Here is a 20,308-nt window from a genome sequence, read left to right on the forward strand (position 1 = left end):
GAGAGGGGTAATTATCCATGGAAGAATTCAAACAATTAAACGGGATCGTGGCTCCTGTAGACCGCGTAAATGTCGATACAGATGCTATTATTCCTAAGCAGTTTTTGAAAAGAATCGAACGTACAGGTTTTGGACAATTTCTATTTTACGAATGGCGCTGGGATGAAGCGGGCAATGTGAATCAAGATTTTGAAATGAATAAACCTCGTTACGAAGGAGCTTCTGTACTGGTTTCCCGTGCGAACTTTGGTTGCGGTTCTTCTCGTGAGCATGCACCATGGGCGATTATGGATTATGGATTCCGTTGTGTTATCGCACCATCATTTGCAGATATTTTCTATAATAACTGCTTCAAAAATGGAATTTTACCTGTCAAATTGTCTGAAGAGCAAGTACAAGACATTTTCCAACGTACAGCCGATCATGAAGGTTACCGTCTAAAAGTAGATTTGGAGAACAAACAATTGTCCGATGATTATGGTCTAACGATTGATTTTGATCTGGATGAGCATCGTCGCCAATTTTTACTTCAAGGGCTGGATGATATCGGACTAACTTTACAACATGAAGCAGATATTACAACCTACGAAAATAATAAAGCTCAGCATTTATTCGTATAATTCTTAAAAAAATGCATAACCCTGTCGATAGTACTTATGACAGCGGGTTGTGCATTTTTATTTTGTTAAAATCGCCTTGAATTTTAAGGTTACATTGACGTAACATTTTTAAATTTAAGGAAAGGTCGCGTTCATTCTGTTAAGATTGTAAAAGACTCGCAACTTTTGACCAAGTTGAGCGTCTAAACAATCGTCGGGTTGTATGTGAAAACCGGTAGGAGCCGTACAAGAAGTTCGGTAATAAAAAACGGGAATGGTAGGGGTGAAGAATGAAGAAATTTGCTTTTTTGTTATTTTTGTTTGCGTTTATGTGGTCCTTTCCCCACATCGGTGATGCTGCCACGAACACACGTGTTGTATTAAATGGACAGCAACTTAGTATTCCAGAAGAAGTACAGAATATGGATGGTTCGGTGATGGTGCCGATTCGTGTGATTTCTCAGGAACTGGGTTATCAAGTAACCTGGAATCAAGATGATGGTAAGGTTGCGATTGATGGCGAAGGTAAATCAATCACATTGAATATTGGCAAAAAATCGGCTTCTGTCGATAACCAAACGTATACGCTGAATACAGCACCGGTTGTTCAAAATGGTACTACATTAGTACCCATTCGTCTGGTTAGTGAACAGATGGGGATCAAAGTAAACTGGAATAACAGCGACAAAATTGTCACGTTGGCAACAACAGGCACGAGCACCGGCGGAGGAACGACTTCGGAATCAGGATCAAACGCCGAGAACGGTCTTGCACTGGTGAACGGTATTAGTTTTAGTGAAAGCCGCTTATTGGTTACACTGGACAAAAACGTAACACCAAAAGTATCCAAAATGGATTCACCGAATCGAATCGTTATTGATCTGCCTAACTCTGACTTTGGTGGCGGCTTTGCTCAAGGTCAATCTGCAAGTGCAGGACAAATTCAAACACTGGCTGTAGAGAACAATGATAAAGTTTCTCAAATTCGTTACTCACAGTACAGTACAGATCCATCTTCTATTCGAATTGTAATTGATTTGAACAATAAGCAGAATTACGAAGTCTTTAACGAAGGTGACGGATTGTTAATTGTCGATCTAACACCGGATAACGGAACCAAACCTACACCTCCAACAAGCACAGAAGGAACAACACAACCTGGATCTGCTGTAGGGAACTCCGGTAAAAAAGTAGTCGTAATTGATGCAGGACATGGATATCAAGATCCAGGAGCTGTTGGTTCTGTAAGTACAGAGAAAGCTTTGAATCTTGCTGTAGCCCTTAAAGTAGAAGCTATTCTTAAACAAGATCCAAATATTGATGTAGTACTTACACGTTCTGACGATACGTTCCTTGAACTGAAACAACGTGTGAAAGTAGCAGAGAAGCTAAATGCTGATCTATTTGTCTCTATTCACGCGAACAGCAGTAGTTCTTCTGCGGCTTCCGGTACAGAAACGTATTACCAACGCAGTAATAGTAAAAAGCTAGCACAGACGATTCACAAGTATCTGGTTGCAGCTACAGGTTTTAAAAATCGTGGCGTTCAATATGGTAATTTCCATGTTATTCGTGAAACGACAATGCCTGCGGTACTACTAGAAGTTGGATTTATCAGTAACAAATCGGAAGAATCCAAAATGAACGATGCATCCAGACAACAAGCTGTTGCTGAAGGTGTCGTTAAAGGAATCAAAGAATATTTAGGGGTATCCTAAAAGAAAATACATGTGTACCAAAAGATCAGTCTTATCTATATTTTAAATAGATGACTGATCTTTTGTTTTGGAAAAAAGCAAATCCTTGATAACTTTTAACGATTTGTTGACGTAAGTAAAAAATTACTGAAAATTCATGTAAACGATGCGTGCAATTCGTCACAGAACATGTTAAGATACGAATTGTATTGTCATTGAAGATTGGGTACGAGATCTAATGCTAGACGCAGCAATCCCTATCATGCAGGTACAGTGAGACGATACCGTCTGAGTCGCGGAAAATGCCGTGGACAGGCGGTTTTTTGCAGGAGGAATACTAATGAATGCCACTACAGTGAGACATATTTTAGATACCATCGCTGGCATGTTCCCAGATGCGCACTGCGAACTTAATCATAACAATGCGTTTGAACTGACGATTGCTGTACTGCTATCGGCACAATGCACAGATGCAACAGTCAACAAGGTGACGGCAGATTTATTTCAGAAATATCACACACCACAGGATTATATCTCTGTACCTCTTGAAGAATTGGAACAAGATATACGGCGTATTGGATTGTATCGCAACAAAGCGAAGCATATCCAGAACCTATGCCAGATTCTGATTGAACAATATGGTGGAGAAGTGCCTGGTGAACATGACCTGCTTGTACAGCTCCCAGGAGTTGGACGTAAGACAGCGAATGTGGTCGTATCCAATGCATTTGATGTGCCGGCTTTTGCAGTAGATACTCATGTTGAACGTGTATCCAAAAGGCTAGGACTCGCAAACTGGAAAGACAATGTGACTGAAGTGGAAAACAAGCTGAACAAGCGTGTACCTCGAGAGGAATGGACGATTAGTCATCATCGTTTTATCTTTTTCGGACGGTATCATTGCAAAGCTCAAAATCCTGCTTGTCAGGTATGTCCACTACTGGACATTTGTCGTGAAGGCAAAAAAAGAATGAAAACGTCTTTAGTGATCAAAGAGAAAAAGGTCAAACCGAAAATCTCAAAATCAGTAAAGAAAAACAACACTACAACATAAAAAGAGGTCGAACGTTATGAAATGCATTTCTGTGTATACTGATAATTTTGAACAATTTTCTGATATCTTTGAGCAAGTGGTAGCAGAGGAATTGGCTGAAAACGAAGAAAAAGAAGTTGACGGTATTACAGTTAACTATTCTGGTGATGTACCTGATTATTATATCGAGCGTATGGCACAAAAGCGTGATGTTGTTGTTATGAAAGACAAAGGTAAAGGTATTACTATTTTACAACATGGTAAATTATTTGAAATTCTAGTACCTGTTGCTGAAACAGAAGCTAGCGTTATCTAATTGTACGGATAACATTATAGTAGAACATAAGGCTTTTTATGAATGCATGTATATATCTGTGAGTCAGGTATATAGAAGCTATTCATAAAAAGCCTTTTTTGTAGGTATAGATCAAGTGAATAATCCAATAGTTACATCCAGTGGGTCACAGTGGTACAATATCAGAAAAGTGATTGGGACAGAGATCATGCATGATGGAGGGCATACTGATGCAAGCGATTACACCGCAAACCAAAGATTCTTTAGATCATATACTTGAACAATTGAAAGCGACACTTCAACAACAAGGCAATACGTCTGCTGCTAATAAGGCGCAAGATTTAATCCAGAAGCATCGTTCTGAAGAATTGGTGCTCGCTTTTTGTGGACACTTTTCCGCGGGCAAATCCAGTCTGATGAACTGGCTCTGTGGCAAGCAGGTCTTACCGACAAGCCCGATTCCTACTACAGCTAATATTGCAGCTATTCGTGATGGTGAACCACGCGCAATCGTTCATCTTAATAGCCAGGAACCTTCTTTTGAAATCGGTCTGGATGCATTAGATGAATATTGTAAAAATGGTGGCGAGTACGAATCAGTCGATCTATGGGACGATATTAAGCTTCTAGGCGCTCATGGAGTATTGTTGGATACACCGGGTGTCGATTCTACAGACGCGGCTCATGAAGCGGCTACGTACTCTGCATTGCATCGTGCAGATGTTGTTTTTTATGTGATGGATTATAACCATGTTCAATCGGAAACCAATCTTTCATTTGCCAAAACGTTATCTGAGCGAGGGAAGCCTTTATACTTAATCGTTAATCAGATTGATAAACATGATGATTCAGAATTAGCTTTTGCTGACTATCAACGTGGAGTCGCTCAGTCTTTTGCCGGACGAGGTATTGAACCAGCAGGTATCCTTTATGTATCCAGACAGGAGCCTCAGCATCGTCATGGTAAGCTAGAGCGTCTACGTACCGTTATTGGTGAGTTGTTACTTGAGCGTGAACCCTTGCGGATGTATAGCTTGTCTCAAGCGATCTGGGAATTAGCTGAAGAACATACCAAATGGTTGCAAGAGCAAATGAACAGCGAAGAAGAACCATCTTCGACTGTAGACCATGATCTGAACGATGAAATGACGATAGAACAATTGAATGCGCAACTTCAACAATTTGAACAACAGATTGTTACTGCGCAGACTACAATAGAAAATTATCGCAAAACATGGAGTTGGGAAATTGGACGATTGGTAGATCAAGCCAATATCACACCTGCACCTGTACGTGATCTAGCTCAGTTGTATCTGGAAAGTCAACGTCCTGGATTCAAAGTAGGATTTTTTGCTTCCAAAGACAAAACGGCTCAAGAACGTGAGCAGCGCAAGTCTAATTTTCTGACATCATACCGGGAACAAGTTGCTGCTAATCTAGATGTTCATGTACGTGGATTGTTACGTGGCTGGAGTCAAGAACAACAATTATGGACTGAAGAACAAGAAACGTTGTTAACATCGTCTTTGCCACAAATCACAGAACGTGATATCGAAGCCGGTGCAACTTCAGATATTGCGATTTCAGGTGAGTATGTATTGAACTACACGCGTGCGTTACGTGAAAAAACAGTCGCTATCTATCGGAGAGCTGCACTTGATGCGATGGAGCGTCTACTGGAACAGTTAGAGCCCAAGGTAGAAGCAGAGCAACAAGGATTACAGCAAGAGCGTGATCAATTAGCTGGACGGTATCAATCATTGATGCGTCAACAGCAATTAGAACAGCAAAAAGAACAAAATGATCAAGCGGTACGTCAATTACTGCCTGCCCGTGCACAGCTTCAAGCGCAGTGGTTACCTGCTATCCTAGAAGAAACAGGTGAAGTGGATTCTACAGTTGCTATAGATGATCAGCTAACGTCATCCTCTACTGATACTTTACAATCATCTGAATCATTAGTAGGAAGCTCAGGATCTTCAACACACACAGATACTGATTCAAGTATTATCATGCCACCTATAAAAGAAAAAGTAATATCTTCTCATCGAAAAGAGCGCCTTGTCCAAACAGCTGTGCAGTTGCGTCAAGCTTCAGATATGATCGAACATATCAAAGGATTAAGCTTACCTGCTACTGAATTGCGTCGTCGTGCTCATGTAATGGAAAATGGTAAATTTACGTTGGCTTTATTCGGTGCATTTAGCGCAGGGAAGTCGTCATTTGCAAATGCTTTACTAGGGGAAGCCGTACTTCCTGTTTCTCCTCATCCGATGACAGCTGCTATTACACAGATCATGGCACCTGAAGGGGAATATGGTCACGGAACTGCTCAAGTCTTTATGAAAAGTAGAACAGAAATGCAAGAAGATATTACTGGAGCTTTTCGCTTATTAGGATTACCAGAGATGACATTAGAACAGGACTGGGGAAAACAGATTGCTTCCTTATCGCCTGGACGTATTCATCCTTCTGCACGTGCTCATTATAACTTTGTGATTGCAGCAGCAGCAGGTTGGCAAGAAGCAGAGCCTTTGCTTGGACAAGATCTGAAGATCGGACTGGATCAATTTAGAGGGTTTGTATCCGAAGAGACCAAGTCTTGCTTTGTACGACGGATAGATCTGTATTATCATTGTGAATTGACCGCTCAAGGGATGGTACTGGTTGATACACCGGGAGCCGATTCCGTCAATGCCCGTCATACTGGAGTAACTTTTGAGTATATGAAGTCAGCAGATGCATTGGTATTTGTGACTTATTATAATCACGCATTTACACATGGAGATCGTCAGTTACTAGAGCAATTAGGTCGGGTCAAAGGAAGTCTAGCATTAGATAATATGTTTTTTGTAGTCAATGCATCCGATCTAGCTTCCTCGGAAGAAGAAAAGAATCAAGTGGTTGAACGTATAGTACATGAGCTTAATACGACAGGCATTCGCAAGCCTAATATTTATGCGCTATCCAGTCGTCGAGCTATTCAAGGTAATGATGATGGATTCAGACAGTTCCAGCAACATTTTATGAACTTTGCAGATGAGACATTAGCAGGACTTGCGATTCAAGCGGCTTATGATGAAGTAGAACGTGTACGCAAAACAGTACTCACATGGGAAGATGCGGCGAAGCGTGGAGAAGCTTATCGAGTAGAACGTATGCAACAGCTGGTGCAAGAACGATCAGCTGCTCATGCGGCAGCTATGCGAATGTTTCAGACCGAACCGGATCGACGGATTCAAGAAGAAAGCGGCGAATTGTTATTCCATGTTCGTCAACGTGTACGCTTGAAGGCGCTAGATTGGATGCCTGAAATCTTTAATCCTTCTTTGCTTAATAGTGAATCTCCTGATCTCAAAGCAGATTTTGCTGCTTGTGGACGGGAATTATTACGCCGATTATCTACAGAATTAGAGCAGGAAGTACTGGCTACAACGTTACGCATGGAGAAAGCTTCTGAGCGAGTAGTCGGTGAGCGTCAAGAAGTGTATGGACGTGAAGCAGAAGCGGCGGCAGCAGGTTTGACATTATCTAAGCCTGAATTAACCAAATGGCAAACTCCAGAACTGGTACAGATGAAAATAGCAGATGTACTGGATTGGAAGTCACTCTGGTCGTTATTCCGCAATCCTCGTTATTTCTTTGAACAAGGTGGACGTGAGAAATTCCGTGAAGAAGTATCGGGGCGATTAGACCAATTAATCGCTAGCATGTTGGATGAACAACGTGAGCGATTGTCACAATATTATATTGTTGGTCTGAACCAAAGACTACAAGAAGCGGCTGATGATATGCAACGTCAAATTGCAGAGTGGGTCGAAGGAACTGAAGCTTCATTGCAAACAGATGTGAGTGCAGATCGCTGGTCAGCATTAGCTCATGATCTAGAAACATTAATTCACTCTGTTTCAGCAGAAGATGAAGCTAGAATCAAACAAGCTTATGATTTATAAAATATAGACTTAAAAGTCATACGAATAATAATTAATCATCAAAAAGAGCGTGCTATCAGAAGATAGGCGTTCTTTTTTATCTATACATAACTTCCTTATTATTATATATGTGAAAATAGATACAATACTTATATTCAAAAGTGATAGCGCTTTTACCAAATTATTGCATAAACAAGTTTACAAAATAAAATGAATGTTAAGAAATGCTCGTGAAATGTAGTATTTTGCATTATTTCATTAAAATTGACGGTTTATGTCTAAATTATGGCATAAATTTAAAGCGATTGCCGATAAACGAACGTGTATCCACTTTGCGGGCTTTTGAGGACGGTGGTAAGCTTCATTATGCTAATCATCGACAAGAGAATCAAAGGGGGATACACATGGACGTTCTCAAACAATTGCATGACTATTATCGGAGCAAAAGAAGCTATTTATACCTCTCTATTTTATGTCTTGCAACCGCTACCGCACTCGGGCTAGTATATCCAAATTTACTTAGAATTTTGATTGATGATGTTATCAAGCTGAGGCGATTTGATCAGGTTCCAATGTTGGCACTAGCTATTTTTGGTGTCGCTATTCTGAAAGGTATCATGCAATTTCTTCATGGATTTTTTGGAGGACGTCTAGGTAATTATATTGCATACCGACTTCGCAACGCGTGCTATGAAAAGTTACAATTTCTATCCTTCCGTTATTATGACACAGCTAAAACAGGAGATTTAATGTCACGCTTAACCGGTGATCTCGAAGCGATTCGTAACTTTATCGGTTTTGGTTTTGCTCAGTTATTGAATGTATTTATTATGGTGGTCTTTGGTTCGATCGTCATGTTTTCAATGAACTGGCAACTCACACTGGTTACATTAATCTCTATTCCTTTTTTAGTCTTTGTCGCTCTCAAATTCGAATCCCGTATTCACCCTGCTTTTCAAGAAATGAGGCTTGCTTTAGGGTCTTTAACAACAGCTGTACAAGAAAATATTACAGGTGTACGAACCGTCAAATCTTTTGCTCGTGAACCTCATGAAGTTGATAAATTTGCTATACGTAATGAGCGTTATCGCACCAATCAGATTCATGCCGCTACACTCTGGAGTCGCTACTTTCCAGTTATGGAATTACTGGCTTCGGTCTGTGTCGTGATTTTGCTTGGTTTTGGTGGAACATTAGTGATCCAAGGTTCGCTTACACTTGGTGAATTGGTCGCCTTTTTCACCTTAATTTGGTACATTATTGGACCGATGTGGGGACTCGGATTTCATATCAATAACTATACGCAGTCCAAAGCCTCTACCGAGCGTATATTGGAAATTCTATATCAGCATGTAGATGTTAAAGATAAAGATACAACAAGTCACATGAATATTCATGAAGTGAAAGGTCATGTGACATTTGAACATATGACATTTGCTTACGGGAATCAATTACCTGCTGTAGTTGATATTAATTTGGATGCCCCTCCAGGGTCGGTTATCGGCTTACTAGGGGGTACAGGATCTGGTAAATCGACAGTTATTCAGTTATTAATGCGTGCGTATAATGTGACTGAAGGCAGCATCAAGTTGGATGGAGTCGATATCCGAGATATCCGAATTGAAGACTTGCGTTCTCAGATCGCTTCTGTTTTTCAAGAAACGTTTTTGTTCTCTTCTACACTCAAAAATAACATCGCTTACGGCATGAGTGAGGTCACGATGGATGATATTATTCGGGCTTCCAAGCTTGCCAAAGCTCATGATTTTATTATGGAACTACCACAAGGGTACGATACACTTGTCGGTGAACGAGGTATGGGATTATCCGGTGGGCAAAAGCAGCGGATTGCGATTGCTCGTGCACTACTCAAAAACCCGAAAATCCTGATTCTCGATGATGCTACCAGCGCTGTTGATATGGAGACCGAGCATGAGATTCAGTCGGGTTTTCAGGAAGTGATGAAAGGTAGAACTACATTTATTATCGCTCACCGTATTTCTTCTTTGCGCCATGCCGATGAGATTCTAGTACTGCAAGAAGGACGGGTAGTACAGCGTGGGAAGCATGAGCAATTGATACATGTACCGGGCGCTTATCAGGATATTTATCATGTGCAATATGCAGACCATATTCAGCGACTTCAAGATATTGATGAGCCCTCTATTTCCCACGAGACAGCAAGTGAGATCAACAGCGAGCAGGTGAGAAGCTATGAGTAATCTATCCGTCAAAGAACCACTAGAAGAAAAGCAAAAGCTATCCAATTCATCTGCTATTACACGTGTCGAAGACCGATTTGTTTATCAAGATGATGAGTTGATTGATAAAGCATTTAACTGGTCTCAATTTGCACGATTGTTCGGTTATATCAAGCCATATGCTAAGCAATTGCTACCCTTTATTATTTTGATGATGGTACTTGGCACGATTACCAAATTGGCGGTTCCTTATATTACTGGAGCAGCGATTGATAAAGCGATTCAACCTGTATCGGGTGCTCCTAGCCTCAAATTACTATACGGACTTACTGCATTGGCACTGGGATTATATCTTATCCAGTGGGCAGCGAATGCATATCGGATCAAATATACGAATATTATTGGACAACGTGTGATCTATGATCTTCGTTCGGATTTATTTAGTCATATTCAGCGCTTATCCTTTTCCTTTTTTGATAAACGTCCCGCAGGTTCTGTATTAGTACGAGTAACCAATGATGTGAACTCTTTGCAAGATTTATTTACAAATGGTGCAGTGAACGTCATGATCGATTGTGTTCAGCTATTAGGTATCGTGGTGATTCTGATGCTAATTAATTGGAAATTAGGGCTTGCTGTGATGCTGACCGTACCGTTAATGTTCTTCGTCTCCACCAAGTTACGCAAAATTATCCGTCTATCATGGCAAGAAGTGCGAATGAAGAATTCACGTATCAATTCTCACTTGAACGAATCGATTCAAGGTATCCGTGTAACGCAAGCGTATACACAAGAAAAAGAGAATATGAAGTACTTTGATAATATGAATGCTTCTAGCAAAAAATCGTGGGATAAAGCTTCTGCACTCAATCAATCGTTCGGACCGTTGATCGAGATTACGGGTGGATTGGGTTCTATGATTCTATTCTGGTATGGAGCCACATTGATCGCTAGCGGTGAGATTATGATTGGTACACTGGTCGCTTTTGCAAGTTATGTAGGGAATTTCTGGGACCCGATTAACCGTCTGGGAAATATGTATAACCAACTGCTTGTAGCGATGGCATCGTCTGAACGTATTTTTGAATTTATGGATGAAAAGCCTTCTGTAGCCGATAAGCCAGGTGCACAACCGATACCACGTATCAACGGAGATATTGTGTTTGACAAAGTGACTTTTGAATATGTAGCTAATCGACCTGCACTGCGCGAGATTGATCTACATGTCACCGCAGGACAATCTATTGCATTGGTCGGACATACCGGTTCTGGTAAATCGACGATTATTAATCTGATTAGTCGATTCTATGATATTAAGAGCGGTACGATTAAAATTGATGGATATGATATCCGTGATGTGACTTTGGAAAGTCTGCGTGGACAGATCAGTATTGTGCTTCAAGATACGTTTATCTTTTCCGGAACAATACGAGATAATATTCGCTTCGGACGACTGGATGCTACCGATGAAGAAGTAGAAAATGCCGCCAAAGCTGTTCATGCTCATGCGTATATTGAGAAGTTGCCCAAAGGCTATGATACAGAAGTCGAAGAACGGGGAAATGTGTTGTCGATGGGGCAACGTCAATTATTATCTTTTGCCCGCGCACTACTTGCAGATCCACGGATTTTGATTTTGGATGAAGCGACAGCCAGTATCGATACGGAGACAGAACTACGTATACAAGAAGCGCTAAAAGTGTTGCTTCAAGGACGAACTTCTTTTATCGTGGCGCATCGACTTTCTACGATTCGACATGCTGATCATATTGTCGTATTGGATCATGGACAGATCAAAGAAGAAGGAACACACGCAGAGTTGATTCAAAAACAAGGCATTTACAATGGTTTGATTGAAGCGCAATTCCGCTTTTTGTGACATTATTCGACTTAATTAAGCCTTGAAAGTAAGAATTATACGAGAATTGTCAAAAAATTTAGACAAAGTGACTTGCAATCTTGCTCATTAGATAAGAGAATAGAAAGTGTCATCACATTGTAAAGTTTAAAAGGAAATTCGTCGGAAATTTTACAATGTGCTATTCATTGTCGAATAGGTAATGATTCGATAAGCAAAATGACGTAAGCAGTACCTTGTAGGTTGCAGTGCAAAACATGTATATAAGGGAGTGCTGTCTATCATGTGGGGGGCCCCAAATTCTCGTCAAGCGAAACGGATGTTGATGCTTGGGAGTGGAGAACTTGGCAAGGAAGTAGTGATCGAAGCTCAGCGACTCGGCATTGAATGTATTGCTGTAGACCGCTATCCGGATGCACCTGCTATGCAGGTTGCTCATCGTTCTCATGTTATTGATATGCTTGATGGTGCTAAGCTACGAGCAGTCATTATCAGTGAACAACCGGATTTTATTGTACCTGAGATTGAAGCGATAGCAACAGACGTACTGGTAGAACTAGAGCAAGAAGGCTACAATGTAGTGCCTACCGCAGTTGCAGCCCAATTGACAATGGACCGTGAGGGGATACGCCGTCTGGCATCTGAGACCCTTGGATTGCCTACTGCTGCGTACCGGTTCGCTGACAACTTGGAGCAATTGAAAGAAGCTGTTGCTGTACTTGGAACACCCTGCGTAGTAAAGCCTCTTATGAGCTCGTCTGGCAAAGGACAGAGCGTATGTCGCACCCCTGAAGATGCTTCGGCATGTTGGGATGCGGCACTTGAAGGCGCAAGAGGCAAATCAGTTCGTGTTATTGTCGAAGCGTTTGTACATTTTGAAAGTGAAATTACACTGCTTACGGTGCGTTGTGCCTCTGGAACGTTATTTTGTCCGCCGATCGGACATATTCAGCGGGACGGAGATTATGTTGAGTCATGGCAACCGCACCCAATGACTGCTGGACAGTTAGAAGAAGCACAACGTATTGCTGCAACCATTACAGAACGTCTGGGTGGATATGGGTTGTTCGGTGTCGAACTCTTTTTAACCCCAGATGGTGTTGTATTTAGCGAAGTGTCGCCAAGACCGCATGATACAGGTATGGTGACAATGATTACTCAAGATTTATCAGAATTTGCTCTGCATGTTCGGGCTATTCTTGGTTTTGAGATTCCGAGTATTCATTTGTTAACTCCTGGCGCATCAGCGACACTGAAAGCAACACAAGCTTCCAAAGATTTTGTCGTTGGCGGAATAGATGAGGCATTGAAGTTACCCCGTACGCAAGTACGTGTATTCGGTAAGCCGGAGACTAAGCCGGGTCGCCGAATGGCGGTAGCTCTCAGTGCGGATGAAAGTGTGGAAATTGCGCGGAAGCGAGCCGTGCAAGCGGCAGCTCTGCTAAAAGAGGAGTATGTACATGTCGACTAGTGTATTAATGCCTGTTGCAGAAGTCCGTAAATTCGAAAGTAAAGATGTTCAAGCTCTAACTGCTCTAATGCGTGAACTTCGTTATCCGATGACGGAAAGTGTACTGCGCGACCGTATGGAAGCGTTGGAAGGCAAACCGCAATTTTTGACTCTTGTTGCAGAACGTGAAGGACAGGTCGTCGGTATGATCGCTATGTACCGTGAGACTTCATATGAGACAGGTCAACAGACTTCACAAATCACAGGTCTAATCATTTCTGCGAATTATCGTGGTCAAGGGATCGGACGTGAATTGATTGCTCAAGCTGAAAAGCAAGCAAACGAAGCTGGAGATCACTCTGTCTATGTAACAGGAATGAACCGTGACGAACGTCTATCCTCATGCTCTTTTTATCAACATATGGGCTATGAGAAGATTGGATGCCGGTACATTAAAAAAATGTAATTCCGCTATACACAGCCACACCTTTCGAAAAGGCATCAGGTTAATCCTGGTGCCTTTTTGCTTTAATCATAGAGCGAAAATAGCAATTAAATACCAATAGATGGTAAAATATACGGTGATTCTGAATTTAAAGGAGGAACACCATTGAAAAACAATCGTACATTACTAAAACGAATCACCTCAACTGCTGCCGCAGCAGTACTTGTAACAGTAACGATAGCAGCTCCTGCTCAAGCGGCTACTACACATCATGTGAAAACAACCAAACCTGTATATGCCAGTCAAAGTGCATCCGCAGACACCTCTACCTTTGTAGCGGAAGTGGTGCAATTGGTCAATCAAGAACGTAGCAAAGCAGGGCTAAAAGCATTAACGGTAGACACCAAGCTTCAAACGATGGCACAAGATAAAGCTATCGATATGGTGAAAAATAATTATTTTGATCATACGTCACCAACTTATGGAACTCCTTTTGAAATGATGAAAACGTATGGAATTAGTTATCGTGCAGCTGGAGAAAATATCGCCAAAGGGCAAACATCTCCTGCTCAAGTGATGCAATCATGGATGAATAGCTCCGGTCACAAAGCCAATATTTTAAGTTCTAGCTTTACATCAATCGGTGTAGGGTATCAAAATGGAGTATGGGTACAAGATTTTATCGGAAAATAATACGCTACAAAATGCAATAATGAAATGTGACAGATGCAGTCGAAAATCGGATTTATAGAATAAAAAATGCCTGTTTCCTTTGTTTTTAGAAGGAAGCAGGTATTTTTATAAGCTCATAAGCAGTATAATCGTTACATATTGGTCTTCATTAGGGTAAATAAGATGATATCCATAGCAATAATGCAACAGATAGAGGAGCCAACAAGCGATGAAAACGATCAAATATTGCACAAAAAATGAAAAGTTCGGTACAAAAAAAGTCTATAAAACACTTAAAAAAGAGTTCCCTGATGTGAAGCAAAAGCAAAAAAGTTGCTTAAGCGAGTGTAAAGCTTGTCGCAAACAACCGATCGCTTTAGTGGGGAAAAAGACACTGATATGCGAAGAAACCCCAGAACTATTATATGCCAAATTGATCGAAATGATTCATGCGTCTAATGATAAAAAAGGTAAAAAAGAAAAGAAGAAAGTAAAACAATAATGATTACTTTCAAATAGATCGTTCTATGTATAGAAGATGGTGGATTGATAATATAACCATCTTCTTTTTGCTGTGTATAGATTTAAAAATAGAAGCGATAGTTTCTAACTGTTTGGAAGTTGTGCACGTACTGTATATAATAGATAGATAACCTATCTTAAAATGAACCGCGAGTCATCATACCAAGTGGCAGATGTTGTTCATATTTCTAACACAGGAGGCCAAATAATGAAATCATCCAAATCGTCAGTGCGTATCTGGCGAATCACAGGCATCACATCCATTGTAGCCACGATTGTATTGATTGGCGGCTTTATTTATGCCATTTCTGATGTATTAAACCCTGTAGGGAGCACGTATACATCCGACTCAACAACAAGTGGAGCAAAACCAGCAACGACTGTTGCAACAGACGGATCTTTTCAAATCGCTGTTTTAGGAGATTCACTTGCTAAAGGTACAGGAGATGACGACGGTAGTGGATTTGCTCGTCGAACCGTAGACTTATTGCAAAAAAACGGCAAAGAAGCTAAATTAATCGCCAATTTAGGTATTAACGGTCAGAAAACAGCGTCAGTGCTTTCTTCATTAGAAGAGCCCGGTGTCCAACATGTATTGAAACAATCGAATATGATTTTTGTATCGATTGGTGCTAATGATTTATTTAATGCTGGAGAAGCCCTTGGTAATACACAACAAGCGCCAAGCAAACAACAATTGCTTGCCAATTTACCGAAAGCCAGCAAAACATTACAACAAATCTTAGAGCGAATCGCTCAAATTAATCCAGACGCTCATATTTTATACCTCGGACTGTATAACCCATTCTCTGATTTACCTGAACTACGTGTACCTGGTAATGAAGCTGTAACCGCATGGAATACTACTGCACTGAATATTATTAACAGTCAATCCAATATGTCGCTTATTCCTACGTTTGATTTATTTCAGCAAAATCTAAATAAATATTTATCTTCTGATCATTTCCATCCTAATGGTACAGGTTATGAACAAATTGCAGAACGTGTCGTCCAGAGTATCGAATAATGAGGTATACCCTGTATGGAAATGAGAGAGGAGCTAGATCATAATGGATTCTAAATTAACAACAACCCATCCCATAGCAACGGCTAATTCGCAGTCTGTAGCATCTCAAGAAGAGATTGTATTATCTGTCCAACATGTCAAAAAGAAAATCGGCAAAAAGTGGATTATCAAAGATGTCACTTTTGAAGTCAAAGCAGGTGAAATCTTTGGCTTTCTAGGACCGAACGGTGCAGGTAAAACAACAACCATTCGAATGCTTGTGAATCTGATTCGCCCTACAGAAGGAACGATCAATATTTGCGGTTACGATGTGACCAAGCAACCGGAGAAGGCTTTGGCTTATGTCGGTTCAATTGTTGAAAATCCTGAAATGTATCCTTACCTGACAGGATGGGAAAACTTAGAGCATTTTGCACGGATGCAGCCCGGTGTCGATGAGAAGCGGATTCAAGAAGTCACCGAGATTGTCCGTCTGGATGAGCGTATTCACGATAAAGTAAGCAAGTACTCACTAGGTATGCGTCAACGGCTTGGGATCGCTCAAGCGTTGTTAGGTCGCCCTAAATTGCTTATTTTAGATGAACCGACCAATGGACTTGATCCTAAAGGGATTCGAGATATGCGTATTTTCATCCGCGAACTGGCATCGCAAGGTATGGCTGTGTTTGTATCCAGTCATTTACTCAGTGAAATTCAATTGCTTTGTGATCGCGTAGCAATTGTGGGACGAGGAAGTGTTATTGCTGTAGGCGGAGTAACAGAGCTGGTAGAAGATACACAGCATCTTGTGATATGGGAATTAGAACCTCAAGCACAAGGAGAACAGATTCTTCAATCAATACCTTCTATTCAAGTGCTTGATCTGGAGAGTTCTAACTTGGATAACGATACAGCAGCATCACTTCGACCGCATTCTATTATCACCGCAACCCCTGAAGAATACATTTCGACAACGATTGCTACACTTGTGCAAGCAGGGATTCAGATTCATAATGTACGCAAACTTAGCCCGACATTGGAACAACTATTCCTGGGCGTGACAGAAGGTGAATTTATTGAATAGTATATGGCCATTGGTACAGAATGAAACGATAAAAATTATTAAGAAAAAAAGATTTTATGTCGTGCTATTGGTTTTATTAGTACTGGTACCGATGTTTACTTATGCGCAGATGCGTCAAGCCCAAGAAAATCGCACCAAGTTCGGTGAAGATTGGCGTGTTGAATTACAGCAAGCAATCACAGATAACCAGAACTCATTAGGTAGTGATCGTGTACCTGAAGAATGGAAAAAATACCGTCGTGTGTTTGTCCAACAGATGCAATATTATTTAGAAAATGATGTGAATCCGAATGAACCGGGTGGCGTTACATTTACTCGCGAATTTCTGGATAACTCCAGTAGCTTATTTATCCCACTGCTTATTATGACGATTGCTTCTGATCTGGTATCGGCGGAACGAACAGGCGGAACGATCAAAATGTTGCTTACAAGGCCGATTCGTAGGTGGAAAGTATTGTTAAGTAAACTCATTACGCTGACGATGTTTGTCTCGCTGATTGTCGTTTCAACCTTTATTATTTCCTACGTCATCTCAGGAGCAGCATTCGGATACAGTGGATTTAACATTCCTGTATTTACCGGATTCCAGCCGGGTGATACAGGAACCGATATGAGTAGTGTACACGCTATAGCTCAGTGGCAATTTATTTTGATGCAAATGGGATTGATCTGGTTTGTCGGTTTGACCGTCGGCTTACTTGCCTTTATGGTATCTGTGTTAGTACGAAGTACCGCAGCCAGTATCGTTATTATGATGGCAGCATTGATTGCAGGTACCATTTTGACCAATATGGCGGCTTCGTGGAGCACAGCTAAATATTTATTTATGGTTAATTTGGGACTGACTAATTATTTATCAGGAAGCCCGGCACCGATTGAAGGCATGACATTACCATTCTCGCTTGGCGTATTGGCAATATGGGCATTAGCGTCAGTCATCGTTTCGTTTGCTGTATTTACCAAAAGAGATGTGCTCAATTAAAAAGTATAGTATGATTGCCTGCTTATCTTATGAAGATCAGCAGGCAAGTTTATTTACAAAAGATCATTGTAGCTAATATAATGGGAAATCGTAGAATAATGTGACAAGTGGGTTTACGAAATGAAAAGATTAGATTACACTTAAAGAATAAAAGGAACATGTGTTTGCATTATACATTTATCTATCGAATAAATTACATTTTATGTAAATCAAAAGTGTCGACAAAATAAAAGCGTATGATATGATGGTTCGGGGTCAAGCGCGATTATTGATTTACCTATGGTATAATTTTCGACTAAGATTTATAATGCTAATCGTAGGTCAAACAGAACAAAGCAATATTTAGATTAAAGAGGGGGACCATGAATGGTCGAAAAGATCGATTCACTCACAAATTCATCCCGTGGTAATGTTAATCCGCCAGTTTCCGGGTATGATGCTGACGACATTCAGGTGCTTGAAGGGCTGGTTGCCGTACGGAAACGTCCGGGGATGTATATCGGTAGTACAAGTTCATCTGGGCTTCATCATCTCGTATGGGAGATTGTGGACAACGCAGTTGACGAGCATTTGGCAAAACATTGTTCAAAAATCGAGATTTCACTGAACAAAGATGGTTCGGTTACGGTTTTTGATAACGGACGTGGTATTCCGACAGGAATGCATAAAAGTGGAGTACCTACACCACAAGTTGTATTTACTATTTTGCATGCAGGTGGTAAATTCGGCGGTGGAGGATACAAAAAGTCCGGAGGTCTACACGGAGTTGGTGCTTCAGTAACGAATGCATTATCCGAGTGGCTAGAAGTAGAAATTTATCGTGATGGTGGTATTCACCGTCAACGTTTTGAATATTGGGTTGATAAAAAAGAAAAAGAGCATGTAGGTGAGCCTGTAAGTGGTCTTGAAGTTATTGGCAAAACCAAAATTACAGGAACAAAAGTTACATTCAAACCAGATATTCGTGTGTTCCAACAAGGAATTGCATTGAATTACGATACACTTGCTGAGCGTCTGCAAGAAATTGCTTTTCTGAATTCAGGCTTAGAAATTTTACTTAAAGACGATCGTAATGATAAAGAAGATCGTTTTTATTATGAAGGCGGAGCCAGTCAATTCGTAGAGTTTTTGAATGAAGGCAAAGATGTTCTTCATGATGTGATTCATTTCAATGTCGAACGTGAAGATATCGAAGTCGAAGTAGCGATGCAGTACAATGCAGGATATACTGAAACGCTTGCTTCATTTGTAAATTCCATCCCTACACGGGGCGGCGGTACGCATGAGACAGGATTTAGAGCAGCATATACTCGTGTATTGAATGACTATGCTCGCAAAACAGCACTGATCAAAGAAAAAGATAAAAACCTCGAAGGTGGAGATTTACGAGAAGGCATGATGGCGGTTATAAGCGTCAAAATGTCAGATGTAGAGTTTGTCGGTCAGACCAAAGACCAATTGGGTAGTTCTTCCGCACGTGGAGCAGTAGATGCGGTAGTCGCTGAAAATATGCAACGCTTTCTCGAAGAAAACCCACAAGTCGCTCAAAAGCTGATCAAAAAAGCAGTTCAAGCTTCTCGTGCACGCGAAGCGGCTCGTAAAGCGCGTGATGATATGCGTACAGGACGCAAACGTAGCGAAAGTTCGAATCTGAACGGTAAGCTAAGTCCAGCGCAATCGAAAGATTTTTCTAAAAACGAACTGTTTATTGTCGAAGGAGATTCGGCAGGTGGTTCTGCGAAACAAGGACGAGATTCCAAGATTCAAGCGATTTTACCACTCAAAGGTAAACCGATGAATCCAGAGAAATCCAAACTTGCAGATGTAATGAAAAATGAAGAATATCGGGCGATTATTTCTGCTATTGGTGCAGGAGTAGGAACTGAATTTGCCATAGAAGATAGCAATTATTCCAAAATCATTATTATGACCGATGCGGATACCGATGGTGCACATATTCAAGTGTTGCTATTAACATTCTTCTATCGTTATATGAAGCAATTGATCGATAACGGTCGTATCTATATTGCTCAACCTCCGCTGTACAAGATTTCTCAACGTGCTGGCAAAAAATCGCAAGAACGTTATGTATGGACAGACGAAGAGTTGAATCAGTCGATGAAAGAGTTCGGCAAAAATGTAGATTTACAACGTTACAAAGGATTAGGTGAAATGAATCCAGATCAATTATGGGAAACAACGATGAATCCTGAAAGTCGTACATTACTTAAAGTACAGATCGAAGATGCTGCCAAAGCAGAACGTCGTGTATCTACATTAATGGGCGATAAAGTTGATCCTCGTAAACGTTGGATCGTCGAAAATGTAGACTTTACAGAATATGTGGAGTAAATAATTGTATCTGTGATATAGAAAAGTAATCTTGATGGATGATCAAACTAAATGAGCCGCTGCTTTAGTGCAGATGGAAGTGAGCATCATACCGTGCTTGGTTGGAATGGTATTCACTTCCCTCTGTACTCTGCGGCGGCTTCAAAATTATCCGGCGATAAGCTCGGAAGGTAAGGTGAA

General features: G+C 40.9%; 16 protein-coding genes. All 16 read left to right on the top strand.

The window, feature by feature from the left end:
* Nucleotides 1-17 precede the first annotated feature (17 nt).
* Nucleotides 18-620 carry a 3-isopropylmalate dehydratase small subunit gene (gene leuD / locus RCP16_RS05255; protein WP_069327973.1) on the top strand — a complete coding sequence of 201 codons (603 nt, stop codon included), beginning with the start codon at nucleotides 18-20 and terminating at the stop codon, nucleotides 618-620.
* A gap of 308 nt (nucleotides 621-928) precedes the next feature.
* Nucleotides 929-2,317: an N-acetylmuramoyl-L-alanine amidase family protein gene (locus RCP16_RS05260; RefSeq protein ID WP_308641806.1), complete on the top strand. Its 1,389-nt coding sequence runs from the start codon at nucleotides 929-931 to the stop codon at nucleotides 2,315-2,317.
* A gap of 319 nt (nucleotides 2,318-2,636) precedes the next feature.
* The gene (gene nth, locus RCP16_RS05265; RefSeq protein WP_069327975.1) at nucleotides 2,637-3,350 is read left to right on the top strand and encodes an endonuclease III; all 714 of its coding nucleotides are present in this window, start codon (nucleotides 2,637-2,639) and stop codon (nucleotides 3,348-3,350) included.
* A gap of 16 nt (nucleotides 3,351-3,366) precedes the next feature.
* On the top strand, nucleotides 3,367-3,645 hold the full coding sequence (locus RCP16_RS05270) for an NAD/NADP transhydrogenase alpha subunit (protein ID WP_069327976.1): 279 nt from the start codon (nucleotides 3,367-3,369) through the stop codon (nucleotides 3,643-3,645).
* Nucleotides 3,646-3,854: 209 nt separating this feature from the next.
* Nucleotides 3,855-7,577: a dynamin family protein gene (locus RCP16_RS05275; RefSeq protein WP_308641807.1), complete on the top strand. Its 3,723-nt coding sequence runs from the start codon at nucleotides 3,855-3,857 to the stop codon at nucleotides 7,575-7,577.
* Between the two features lie 383 nt (nucleotides 7,578-7,960).
* Complete coding sequence (locus RCP16_RS05280; protein WP_308641808.1) at nucleotides 7,961-9,778, top strand: ABC transporter ATP-binding protein; 1,818 nt, start codon at nucleotides 7,961-7,963, stop codon at nucleotides 9,776-9,778.
* Nucleotides 9,771-11,636 (top strand): ABC transporter ATP-binding protein, encoded by a 1,866-nt coding sequence (locus tag RCP16_RS05285; RefSeq protein ID WP_308641809.1) that lies wholly within the window; start codon nucleotides 9,771-9,773, stop codon nucleotides 11,634-11,636. The genes RCP16_RS05280 and RCP16_RS05285 overlap by 8 nt, the downstream gene beginning before the upstream one ends.
* Nucleotides 11,637-11,898: 262 nt before the next feature.
* On the top strand, nucleotides 11,899-13,086 hold the full coding sequence (gene purT, locus RCP16_RS05290) for a formate-dependent phosphoribosylglycinamide formyltransferase (RefSeq protein WP_069327978.1): 1,188 nt from the start codon (nucleotides 11,899-11,901) through the stop codon (nucleotides 13,084-13,086).
* Nucleotides 13,076-13,531 carry a GNAT family N-acetyltransferase gene (locus tag RCP16_RS05295; protein WP_161594173.1) on the top strand — a complete coding sequence of 152 codons (456 nt, stop codon included), beginning with the start codon at nucleotides 13,076-13,078 and terminating at the stop codon, nucleotides 13,529-13,531. The genes purT and RCP16_RS05295 overlap by 11 nt, the downstream gene beginning before the upstream one ends.
* A gap of 144 nt (nucleotides 13,532-13,675) precedes the next feature.
* A complete protein-coding gene (locus RCP16_RS05300; protein WP_308641810.1) occupies nucleotides 13,676-14,203 on the top strand; it encodes a CAP domain-containing protein in 528 nt (175 codons plus the stop codon).
* Between the two features lie 208 nt (nucleotides 14,204-14,411).
* A complete protein-coding gene (locus tag RCP16_RS05305) occupies nucleotides 14,412-14,684 on the top strand; it encodes a DUF1450 domain-containing protein (protein ID WP_308641811.1) in 273 nt (90 codons plus the stop codon).
* A gap of 228 nt (nucleotides 14,685-14,912) precedes the next feature.
* Nucleotides 14,913-15,731: a GDSL-type esterase/lipase family protein gene (locus RCP16_RS05310; RefSeq protein WP_308641812.1), complete on the top strand. Its 819-nt coding sequence runs from the start codon at nucleotides 14,913-14,915 to the stop codon at nucleotides 15,729-15,731.
* Nucleotides 15,732-15,774: 43 nt separating this feature from the next.
* Nucleotides 15,775-16,794: an ABC transporter ATP-binding protein gene (locus RCP16_RS05315; RefSeq protein ID WP_308641813.1), complete on the top strand. Its 1,020-nt coding sequence runs from the start codon at nucleotides 15,775-15,777 to the stop codon at nucleotides 16,792-16,794.
* On the top strand, nucleotides 16,787-17,776 hold the full coding sequence (locus RCP16_RS05320; protein WP_308641814.1) for an ABC transporter permease: 990 nt from the start codon (nucleotides 16,787-16,789) through the stop codon (nucleotides 17,774-17,776). The genes RCP16_RS05315 and RCP16_RS05320 overlap by 8 nt, the downstream gene beginning before the upstream one ends.
* Before the next feature lie 366 nt (nucleotides 17,777-18,142).
* The gene (gene parE / locus RCP16_RS05325; protein ID WP_069328539.1) at nucleotides 18,143-20,128 is read left to right on the top strand and encodes a DNA topoisomerase IV subunit B; all 1,986 of its coding nucleotides are present in this window, start codon (nucleotides 18,143-18,145) and stop codon (nucleotides 20,126-20,128) included.
* Between the two features lie 51 nt (nucleotides 20,129-20,179).
* On the top strand, nucleotides 20,180-20,302 hold the full coding sequence (locus RCP16_RS05330; protein ID WP_273594302.1) for a hypothetical protein: 123 nt from the start codon (nucleotides 20,180-20,182) through the stop codon (nucleotides 20,300-20,302).
* The last annotated feature ends 6 nt before the right edge of the window (nucleotides 20,303-20,308 follow it).

It is taken from the genome of Paenibacillus nuruki, from assembly GCF_963311185.1.
Lineage (GTDB): Bacteria > Bacillota > Bacilli > Paenibacillales > Paenibacillaceae > Saccharibacillus > Saccharibacillus nuruki.

Coding starts and splice junctions, on each gene's coding strand:
- leuD (WP_069327973.1), top strand. CDS start 18: ATGGAAGAATTCAAACAATTAAACGGGATCGTGGCTCCTGTAGACCGC.
- RCP16_RS05260 (WP_308641806.1), top strand. CDS start 929: ATGTGGTCCTTTCCCCACATCGGTGATGCTGCCACGAACACACGTGTT.
- nth (WP_069327975.1), top strand. CDS start 2,637: ATGAATGCCACTACAGTGAGACATATTTTAGATACCATCGCTGGCATG.
- RCP16_RS05270 (WP_069327976.1), top strand. CDS start 3,367: ATGAAATGCATTTCTGTGTATACTGATAATTTTGAACAATTTTCTGAT.
- RCP16_RS05275 (WP_308641807.1), top strand. CDS start 3,855: ATGCAAGCGATTACACCGCAAACCAAAGATTCTTTAGATCATATACTT.
- RCP16_RS05280 (WP_308641808.1), top strand. CDS start 7,961: ATGGACGTTCTCAAACAATTGCATGACTATTATCGGAGCAAAAGAAGC.
- RCP16_RS05285 (WP_308641809.1), top strand. CDS start 9,771: ATGAGTAATCTATCCGTCAAAGAACCACTAGAAGAAAAGCAAAAGCTA.
- purT (WP_069327978.1), top strand. CDS start 11,899: ATGTGGGGGGCCCCAAATTCTCGTCAAGCGAAACGGATGTTGATGCTT.
- RCP16_RS05295 (WP_161594173.1), top strand. CDS start 13,076: ATGTCGACTAGTGTATTAATGCCTGTTGCAGAAGTCCGTAAATTCGAA.
- RCP16_RS05305 (WP_308641811.1), top strand. CDS start 14,412: ATGAAAACGATCAAATATTGCACAAAAAATGAAAAGTTCGGTACAAAA.
- RCP16_RS05310 (WP_308641812.1), top strand. CDS start 14,913: ATGAAATCATCCAAATCGTCAGTGCGTATCTGGCGAATCACAGGCATC.
- RCP16_RS05315 (WP_308641813.1), top strand. CDS start 15,775: ATGGATTCTAAATTAACAACAACCCATCCCATAGCAACGGCTAATTCG.
- parE (WP_069328539.1), top strand. CDS start 18,143: ATGGTCGAAAAGATCGATTCACTCACAAATTCATCCCGTGGTAATGTT.
- RCP16_RS05330 (WP_273594302.1), top strand. CDS start 20,180: ATGAGCCGCTGCTTTAGTGCAGATGGAAGTGAGCATCATACCGTGCTT.